General features: G+C 44.3%; 8 protein-coding genes. 2 read left to right on the top strand and 6 right to left on the bottom strand.

Annotation, left to right across the window (positions count from 1 at the left end; translation table 11 throughout):
• On the top strand, positions 1-730 hold a 730-nt coding region (locus tag QUA50_RS07860; protein ID WP_333261284.1), incomplete at its 5' end, for a glycosyltransferase.
• A 12-nt stretch (positions 731-742) separates the two neighbouring features.
• Here QUA50_RS07860 and QUA50_RS07855 read toward each other — a convergent pair.
• The 5 genes from QUA50_RS07855 to QUA50_RS07835 form a co-directional block, all read right to left on the bottom strand.
• Positions 743-2,722, bottom strand: coding sequence for a TerD family protein (locus QUA50_RS07855; RefSeq protein ID WP_333298565.1), 1,980 nt, complete (start codon positions 2,720-2,722; stop codon positions 743-745).
• 426 nt (positions 2,723-3,148) lie between these two features.
• Positions 3,149-3,715 (bottom strand): TerD family protein, encoded by a 567-nt coding sequence (locus tag QUA50_RS07850; RefSeq protein WP_333298563.1) that lies wholly within the window; start codon positions 3,713-3,715, stop codon positions 3,149-3,151.
• Between the two features lie 227 nt (positions 3,716-3,942).
• Positions 3,943-4,368, bottom strand: a complete 426-nt coding sequence (locus QUA50_RS07845) for a DUF4359 domain-containing protein (protein WP_333261291.1) — start codon at positions 4,366-4,368, stop codon at positions 3,943-3,945.
• Positions 4,369-4,602: 234 nt separating this feature from the next.
• Positions 4,603-5,568, bottom strand: coding sequence for a M48 family metallopeptidase (locus tag QUA50_RS07840; protein WP_333261294.1), 966 nt, complete (start codon positions 5,566-5,568; stop codon positions 4,603-4,605).
• A 91-nt stretch (positions 5,569-5,659) separates the two neighbouring features.
• On the bottom strand, positions 5,660-5,929 hold the full coding sequence (locus tag QUA50_RS07835; RefSeq protein ID WP_333433651.1) for a hypothetical protein: 270 nt from the start codon (positions 5,927-5,929) through the stop codon (positions 5,660-5,662).
• A 22-nt stretch (positions 5,930-5,951) separates the two neighbouring features.
• Between QUA50_RS07835 and QUA50_RS07830 the strand changes: the two genes are divergently transcribed.
• The gene (locus QUA50_RS07830) at positions 5,952-6,503 is read left to right on the top strand and encodes an acireductone dioxygenase (protein WP_333261296.1); all 552 of its coding nucleotides are present in this window, start codon (positions 5,952-5,954) and stop codon (positions 6,501-6,503) included.
• 213 nt (positions 6,504-6,716) lie between these two features.
• Here the strand turns inward: QUA50_RS07830 and QUA50_RS07825 are convergent, their stop codons facing one another.
• Complete coding sequence (locus QUA50_RS07825; RefSeq protein WP_333261299.1) at positions 6,717-8,336, bottom strand: NAD(P)/FAD-dependent oxidoreductase; 1,620 nt, start codon at positions 8,334-8,336, stop codon at positions 6,717-6,719.
• Positions 8,337-8,528: the final 192 nt, after the last annotated feature.

The following is an 8,528-nucleotide window of genomic DNA, read 5'->3' as shown; positions in this document are numbered from 1 at the left end:
TTTGGACTTCACAGGCAAGATGCCGGGGCCACGGGATTTGGACTTCACAGGCAAGATGCCGGGGCCACGGGATTTGGACTTCACAGGCAAGATGCCGGGGCCACGGGATTTGGTGATTCCATTGGGGGTGACAGGAGGTTTGCTTCCTAAGAGATTGCGGGAATCTCAAGTGCCAATCATCTTATTTATGTCGCGAATTGAACCTAAAAAAGGGCTTGATTTGTTAATTCCAGCATTAGAAAGTATTTTGGCATCTGGCATATACTTTCACTTTATTTTAGCAGGTTCAAATCCCCAAGATGCTGATTATGAAACACAAATTAAAGTAAAAATTCAGAATTCAAGCTTAGCAAAATACACAACAATAACTGGCTTTGTGAGCGGTGATTTTAAACTTGAACTGTTGACAAAAGCCGACTTATTTGTATTGCATTCTTATTACGAAAACTTTGGCATTGCTGTAGCAGAAGCGATGGCCGCCGGTGTACCTGTCGCCATTTCCGATCGCATACATATTGCGGAAGACATACAGCAAGCAGAAGCTGGCTGGGTGGGGCCTTTGGAAGTAGGGGCGATCGCCCATTCAATCAAATCAGCACTTCTGAATCCCGAAGAACGCGAACGGCGGGGATTGAACGGCCAAGAGTATGCCGAAAAGCATTATAACTGGGAGGCGATCGCCCAACAAACTATCGATGCTTACCAGCAAATTTTGTCATCTATTAACTAATGCAACAGCCGTTTACCTTTTACTTTTTCTCCTGCTGCGAGTTCTTGTGCTGCTGGTATCAGAATTTGCAGGCAATATTTTTTCAACGCTGCTACTGCTTTTAACATCAGTAGACTCAGAGTTTGAGGTAGCCGTCGCGGATTTTCTTCTAATTATAATCGGAACATTAACAGAGAGACCGCAGGGTCTGCCGAAGGAGTCTATTTTCCTTCTATAATCGCAGATTGCAGCCTCTGCACTCGGTTCTTGACAATCATTAATAAAGCTTTGTGCTAATTTGTAATTATTTCCGTCTCCCTGCTTTAAGAAAAGTTCTCCCGCTTGTTGAAAGTCTTCTACTGCTGGCGATTTTGTTCCCAACATACAGCGAATAGCACCTCGTTCCAAATAAGCCAAACCATAATTAGGGTTAACGCGGATAGCTTGTTCGTAATCCCCGATCGCCTTTTGCTTGTTTCCCAATTCATAGTATGCTTGACCGCGACCGAAATAAGCTTCTGCCAAGTTAGGATTAAATTGCAGCGCTCGATCGTAATTGTAAATTGCCTGCTGCTTGTTTCCCTGTTTTGAAGTAGCAATGCCCAATCCGAGGTAAGCTTGAGGTATGTTCTGATTCAGCGCTAAAGCCTGAGTAAAATTGGCGATCGCCCCCGGAACATCTCCCTTTTGAACTTTCAAAGAACCTTGGTTGCTGAAATTTGCAGCTTTTTGAGCGATCGCAACTCTTTGACTGATAACAGCGCGATTGGCCCGGTAATTAGATAACTTATTTTGAGCTAGATTATAAACAGGTGTACGTGAATCGATCGCTTCTAAAAGTGCGATCGCCTGTTGCCATTTACTTTGCGACTGCTGCCACACTTCCATCGGATGAGGCGGTTTTTGCACAACCACAGCAGCTTCCATCGCCAATTTTTGAGCTGTGTCTAGACTTTCTGCCGCCTGTAAATTTTGCGCTACTGGAACCAAACTCGGGCGCAGTTGCAGCAAATCAGCTCTAGCTTGTTGATACCCAAAGCCGGGGAAGTTAGGAATTTTCTCTAAATTGGCGATCGTTTCTTTAAGTCGTTTATCGAAACTTCTGAGCAGATTTACATCGGTGGTTTTGCCTGCATTCTGCGTTTCAACTGCTAGTATTTTCGCTTGCTTCAGCGTTTCATTTCCCGATCGCATAAAGGCGATCGTCCCTACACCTGTTCCCAACACCAAAACCCCTAAACCTGCTAATAAAGCTGCGGGTATTTGGCGGCTTCGCGAATTATTAACTTGATTGTTAATTCGTGATGGCTGTACCCTTCGAGTCTGACGAGACTGTTCCGCTTCCGGTTCTGAATCCATCTCCAAATCCCAAGCAGGCAACTGCAAATCATCTGCTGTTGTTCCCGCTGTCAACTCCCTACTAATGGGAGCAATATTATTGCTATTTCCGCTGTAATACTTGTCAACAAAACTCTGCAATCCTGCCTTATATCCTTGTCCTACCGCCTGAAATCTCCACTGTCCATTCTTCTTATACAAACGACCAAATTCTACAGCAGTCTCTCGCGAAAAATTCTCTTTTAATTCATAGCGAACCAGTTCGCTTCCTGTATCCAAATTGGTAATTTTGATAAAAGCATTTTTGATCTCGCTAAAATTGGCTTTAATTTTTTCTGCTTCGTGAATAGTGACCGCAAAAGTTATTTCTTCAATTTCAGGATTGATTTTCTCTAAAATAACGCCGTAAATAGTTTTATTCTTTTGACCTCGGTTGTTTTTGTCAGGAATTGATTGCAGTACCGAACCGTCACAGGATTGCAGATTATTGTAAAAGATAAAATATTTATGGTTAGGTATTTTGCCGTCAGCACCTAGCATAAACGCAGAGACATCAATCTCGTAGCTTTCTCCTGCCTCTGTCGCCTGCCAACCGATGGCTATCGCCATTTTTTTCAAACCGGGCGCTTCTTGAGAGATATTAAATCTCTCACCCTTACTTAATTGCATTGCCATCTGCTTATTTGTTAAACCTAAAACTTTATAGCGTTCATCTTAATATTAAGTTCAGAATAAATATTAATTTTTAAGAAAACTTAATATTTTGCCTCTAATAGCGGGCTTGATTTAAAATATGTGCTGCCTGTATCTGAATTTATTGAGATTTACTTACAGCATATTCCATGTAGATGTAGATCGCGAGAAACCGGGTTTCTAGCAACAGAATCAGTACCAGAGGCGAGAACTGTAAAGAAACCCGGTTTCTGGAGTGTACTTCATAAACCACCGAATACGCTGTAAGTACAATTACGTGATTAAAAACCTGGCTTTCTCCCAAACCCGGTTTCTAAATGATTACTATAGCGGTTCGATCGCGTTGTGAGGTATGTCCTATGCCCTATAAACGCCGGGCACCTCCACAAACCTGAGAAATGCTATACTTTAGCTGCAATACTTGTCAACAAAACTCTGCAATCCTGCCTGATATCCTGCTCCTACCGCCTGAAACCTCCACTCTCCATTCTTTCTATACAAACGACCAAATTCTACAGCAGTCTCTCGCGAAAAATTCTCTTTTAATTCATACCGAACCAGTTCGCTTCCCGTATCCAAATTTGTAATTTTGATAAAAGCATTTTTGATATTGCTAAAATTTGCATTAATTTTATCTGCTTCGTGAATAGTGACCACAAAAGTTATTTCCTCAATTTCAGGATTAACTCTTTCTAAGATAACGCCGTAAATAGTCTTATTCTCTTGACTTCGGTTGTTTTTGTCAGGAATCGATTGCAGTACCGAACTGTCAAAGGATTGCAGATTATTGTAAAAGATAAAATATTTATCGTTAGGTATTTTGCCGTCAGCACCTAGCATAAACGCAGAGACATCTATGTCGTAGCTTTCTCCTGCCTCTGTCACCTGCCAACCGAGGGCGATCGCCATTTTTTTTATACCGGGCGCTTCTTTAGATATATTAAATCTCTCACCCTTGCTTAATTGCATTGCCATCTGCTTATTTGTTAAACATCAAACTTTATAGCGTTAATGTTAATATTAAGCGGGATAATAATTTTTGTTCTTTAAGAAAACTTAATATTTGGTCTCTAATAGTTGGCATAATTAAAAATATGTGCTATTGCTCTCCAAATTTATTGAGATTTACTGAGAAAGAATTACGTAAGCAAAAACCGGGCTTTCTAAAAAACCCGGTTTCGGCAATTGAACTTAATTTGACTCTAATTTTGAGCATTTTCAGAACTAGGTGGCAGCGTCACAAAATTACCAAAAGCTCCAACCGTTTGATAGCTTTTTTTGCCCAGTTCAGTTGTATAAATGCTGACAACGCCTAAATTCTGACGCTGCGTTGTATTGTCGAGCAAGCTTTCGATCGTGTCCCGCTGCGAAGTCAGCAAATTCTTGCAACTGCCGATCAAAGTATCTGTAATGCCGCCCAAAGCTTTCGGCACGCGAGAATCTTTGCACACAGTGTTTTCCAATTCGGTTTGGAGTACGCCGGAAGCATAAGTTAGGTATTGAGCTCTCCCAGGATTTGTAAATGCCATGCCGGCGGCTAGAAGAGTCAGGGCGATCGCGACTTTTCCCACATTGCCGAAAAAATTAGAAGTTGGTTTGTTAGTATTCATTGCGTTATCAATATTCATTTTTTTTAGCCCCGTTGATTTATAAGCTTCTCTTGATTTAAACTACACCTCCTCAGAAACCGATTTCCGAAAGGAGGGGACAGTTTTTAGATTGGAGGCCAGTTGCGAGTAAGTCTCTCACTGGTTTACCTTCCTTTTACGTTTCCCCCTCCCTCAAATCCGGTAAATCTTCAACCAACATTTAGCTGGTTTTAGCTGGTTCCCAGGCACAGCCTGGAAACGAGGAATTTAAACTTAGTTTCGCTTTGATTTTTGCCTCTCTATCTCCCGCTGCAACTCTTCAATTTGACGGCGCAAAGCCTCCGTCTCGCTGTTAGGCGCTTGGGACTTCACATCAACCGCACCCTCAGCTACAGCCCGCTTGTAGTTCCCCAGCTTAATTTGGCGATATTCCTCGGAACTTGCCCAGTCTCGCAAATACCGCAGGCGTTCCACCGGGAAAGGGTGACTCAGCATCACACCCTGGCCGCCGTTGTAAAGTAAAAATTTATACACTTGGTTGAGATTGTCTCGATCGAGCTCTTGATAGTTGTCAGACTGGCGGATAAATTCTTGCAAACTGCATTCGCTAGCATATTTACTGCTAACTCCCGCAAGTTTCATCATCGTCTTCATCACACTGTTTAAGTCATCCGTTACCAACAAAGCCGCCCGGTCTGCCGATAATTCAGCCTTGCGCCGCCACTCGTAAAAAGCGTAAATTAAACCGCTGCCGACCATATTTCCCAGCCCGAAAGTCATCTCGCCAATTGTCGAGGCAACGCTCATCGCCCACGTCGCCATTTGATTTAAAGTTGGATGACCGCATTTAATGTGTCCCAACTCGTGAGCCAATACTACCCGAATTTCTGACTCGTCCAATAAGTCTAAAAGACCAGTATTTAATACTACATAAGGCTGGTTTTTCCCCAGGGCATAGCTGTTAACTGAGGGATTCTGAGAAACAAACAAACCCGGTTCGGGAAAAACATCTAAATCCTGCAAGCATTCCCGAAATATATGATAAATGCTGGCATACTGGCGGGGCCCGACTTGAATGCTATTTCCCATTAAGTAAACGAATTGCGGTCGTTCGTAGACAAATTCTACAAATTTGCTGGCAATTAAGTCAAATCCAGGTACGCTTCGCAGCGCTTCCTCAGCTTGACGATCGAGGGGATGCTGAAATGCTTCGCTAGAAATTCCCGTATAAGTAGGCATACTTGTTGCAAAAATTACATTTAAGATATCAGTATCGCCGATCGCTGCGATTGCTAGCTGGCGACTGACTTATTAATCTTATCGCGACAAATCATTGAACAATTGTGGAACAGGCATCTTGGCTGTTCAAATCAGGAACAATTGTGGAACAGGCATCTTGGCTGTTCAAATCAGGAACAATTGTGGAACAGGCATCTTGGCTGTTCAAATCAGGAACAATTGTGGAACAGGCATCTTGGCTGTTCAAATCAGGAACAATTGTGGAACAGGCATCTTGCCTGTTCAAATTAACGTTAAAATAGTGATTCTTGTACAGGCGCGATCGACAAACATCTTTCAGAGTGCCTGTGTATCGCCTCACCCCAAAATTGGAACGTGCAAAAATGGCTATCCTGCGACTCGAAAACGGTACAACCTACACTCAACAAAGCGACATTACCCGAGAACTCGCTTCCTTAAACATTCAACTCAACCGCTGGCCCGTGGGTGACAGCGCTGAAATTCAAAATTTGTTAGCGAAAGATGCTCTTGACGACAATCAAAAAGAGCAAGTGCTCCAAGCCCTCGACGGCTACTTTCAACAACTCAAGGAAACCGCAGGCTATCAGTCGCGAGACTTAATTGTACTGCACCCAGACATTCCCAACATCGACACCTTGCTGTCCAAATTCGACAAGTGCCACATCCACGCCGATGATGAAGTCCGCTATATCGTAGCAGGCGAGGGCATTTTCGGCTTCGTGCGGCCCGACGGCAGCCAAGTCGAACTCACAGTGCAGCCGGAAGAATTTATCAACGTGCCGGCGAATACAGAACACTGGTTTTATTTGACAGCAGCGCGGAAAATTAAAGCGGTGCGCTATTTTACTACCCAAGAAGGCTGGACGCCGGAGTATACCGATACGGAAATTCGATCGCGTTTAGCTGCTGTTTGAACTGAGATGTTGCACCATTCTCAATAAGCTTTTTATGAACAGGCTTTCCGGCCTGTTCCACAAAGAGTAAATTTTCTCGCTTCACAGGCCGGAAAGCCTGTTCTTGAGAATGATGCAAGATGTGAGTTTCGATGCGTAAGTCCCGCAGTTGACGGTTGACAGTTGACGGTTGACGGCAATCTTCAAACCATCTAAAAATCCTCAAATCCAGCCTCAAACTTTGTGGTTTGAAGATTGCAAGATGCTCAAAGCAACCGCCTCCGCCACCTTAATCCCATCAATCCCCGCCGACAGGATTCCACCCGCATATCCTGCACCTTCCCCAGCAGGATAAAGACCTTCTGTATTCAAACTCTGATAATCTTCCTTGCGTTTAATCCGAATCGGTGAAGAAGTGCGCGTTTCCACCCCAGTCAAAACCGCATCATCCATCGCAAATCCTTTAATTTGTTTGTCAAAAGCTGGAAGTGCTTCGCGGATGGCTGCGATCGCATAATCTGGCAAACTTTCGCTCAAATCAGTCATCACAACTCCCGGCGTATAAGACGGCTGCACAGCACCTAGCGCGGTGGAAGGGCGATTTGCCAAAAAATCACCCACAAGCTGCCCAGGGGCGTTGTAAGTGCCACCTCCTAACTCAAATGCCCGTTCTTCTAGGCGACGCTGAAACTCTATTCCGGCTAAGGGATGACCGGGATAATCCTCCGGCGTGATACCCACCACAATCCCGCTGTTAGCGTTGCGTTCATTGCGAGAATATTGACTCATCCCATTAGTGACAAGTCGCCCCGGTTCTGACGCAGCCGCCACTACCAAACCACCGGGACACATACAGAAACTATATACAGAACGGTTGTTTTGGCAATGGTGAACCAGTTTGTAATCGGCGGCACCCAAAAGCTTATGGCCCGCCAGATCGCCAAAACGACAGCGATCGATCGTAGTCTGCGGATGTTCCACCCGAAAACCAATGGAAAAAGGTTTAGCCTCGATGTAAACCCCGCGCGAAAACAACATTTCAAAAGTATCGCGGGCGCTGTGTCCCACCGCCAGAACTATATAATTACTAGCAATATATTCTCCGCTAGCTAGGGTAAGTCCCTGCACTTTTCCATTTTCGATGTGGATATCTTCCACACGACTTTGAAACCGAATTTCTCCGCCTAATGATTCTATTTGGGCGCGAAGACTTTGGACAATTCCCACCAGTTTGAACGTGCCAATATGCGGTTTGTTAATATATAAAATTTCCGGTGAAGCTCCCGCATTCACAAGTTCCGTCAGCACCTTGCGTCCATAATGCTGAGGATCTTTAACTTGGCTGTAGAGTTTGCCATCGGAAAAAGTACCCGCACCACCTTCGCCAAACTGGGCGTTAGATTCTGGGTTAAATTCTGCTTTTTTCTTCCAAAATCCAAAGGTATCAACCGTGCGATCGCGCACTGCTTTTCCGCGTTCTAAAAGGATGGGGCGAAACCCCATTTGTGCCAGCATCAAACCTGCAAACATACCGCACGGCCCTGTACCAATCACAATGGGGCGAACCGTCAAATTGCTGGGGGCTTTGGCTACATAGCGATAACTCGTGTCTGGTGTCACCATCACATGAGGATCTTTTTTGAAGCGTTGGAGAAGTTGCTTTTCCTGTGTCGTCTCTACATCCACAATATAGACAAGGAGGATTTCTGCTTTTTTACGAGCATCGTAGCTGCGCTTGAATATGGAATAGCCGAGCAATTCTTCGGGGGGAATTTGCAGCTTTTTGAGAATGGCATCGGCGATCGCATCTTGAGGATGATCTAGGGGGAGTTTTATTTCGGTTATTCTCAACATATAGCAGAGGGAAGTTCGGCAACAGATTGGGTAACGGATTTAACTGAGATGTTGCACCATTCTCGCTTAGCAACAGGCAAGATGCCTGTTCCACACCAACTCTATTTTATTCAATAACAGGCAAGATGCCTGTTCCACACCAACTCTATTTTATTCAATAACAGGCAAGATGCCTGTTCCACACCAACTCTA

The sequence above is a fragment of the Microcoleus sp. M2_D5 genome (genome assembly GCF_036701935.1).
Lineage (GTDB): Bacteria > Cyanobacteriota > Cyanobacteriia > Cyanobacteriales > Microcoleaceae > Microcoleus.
This window is presented reverse-complemented; position numbering and strand designations above follow the sequence as displayed.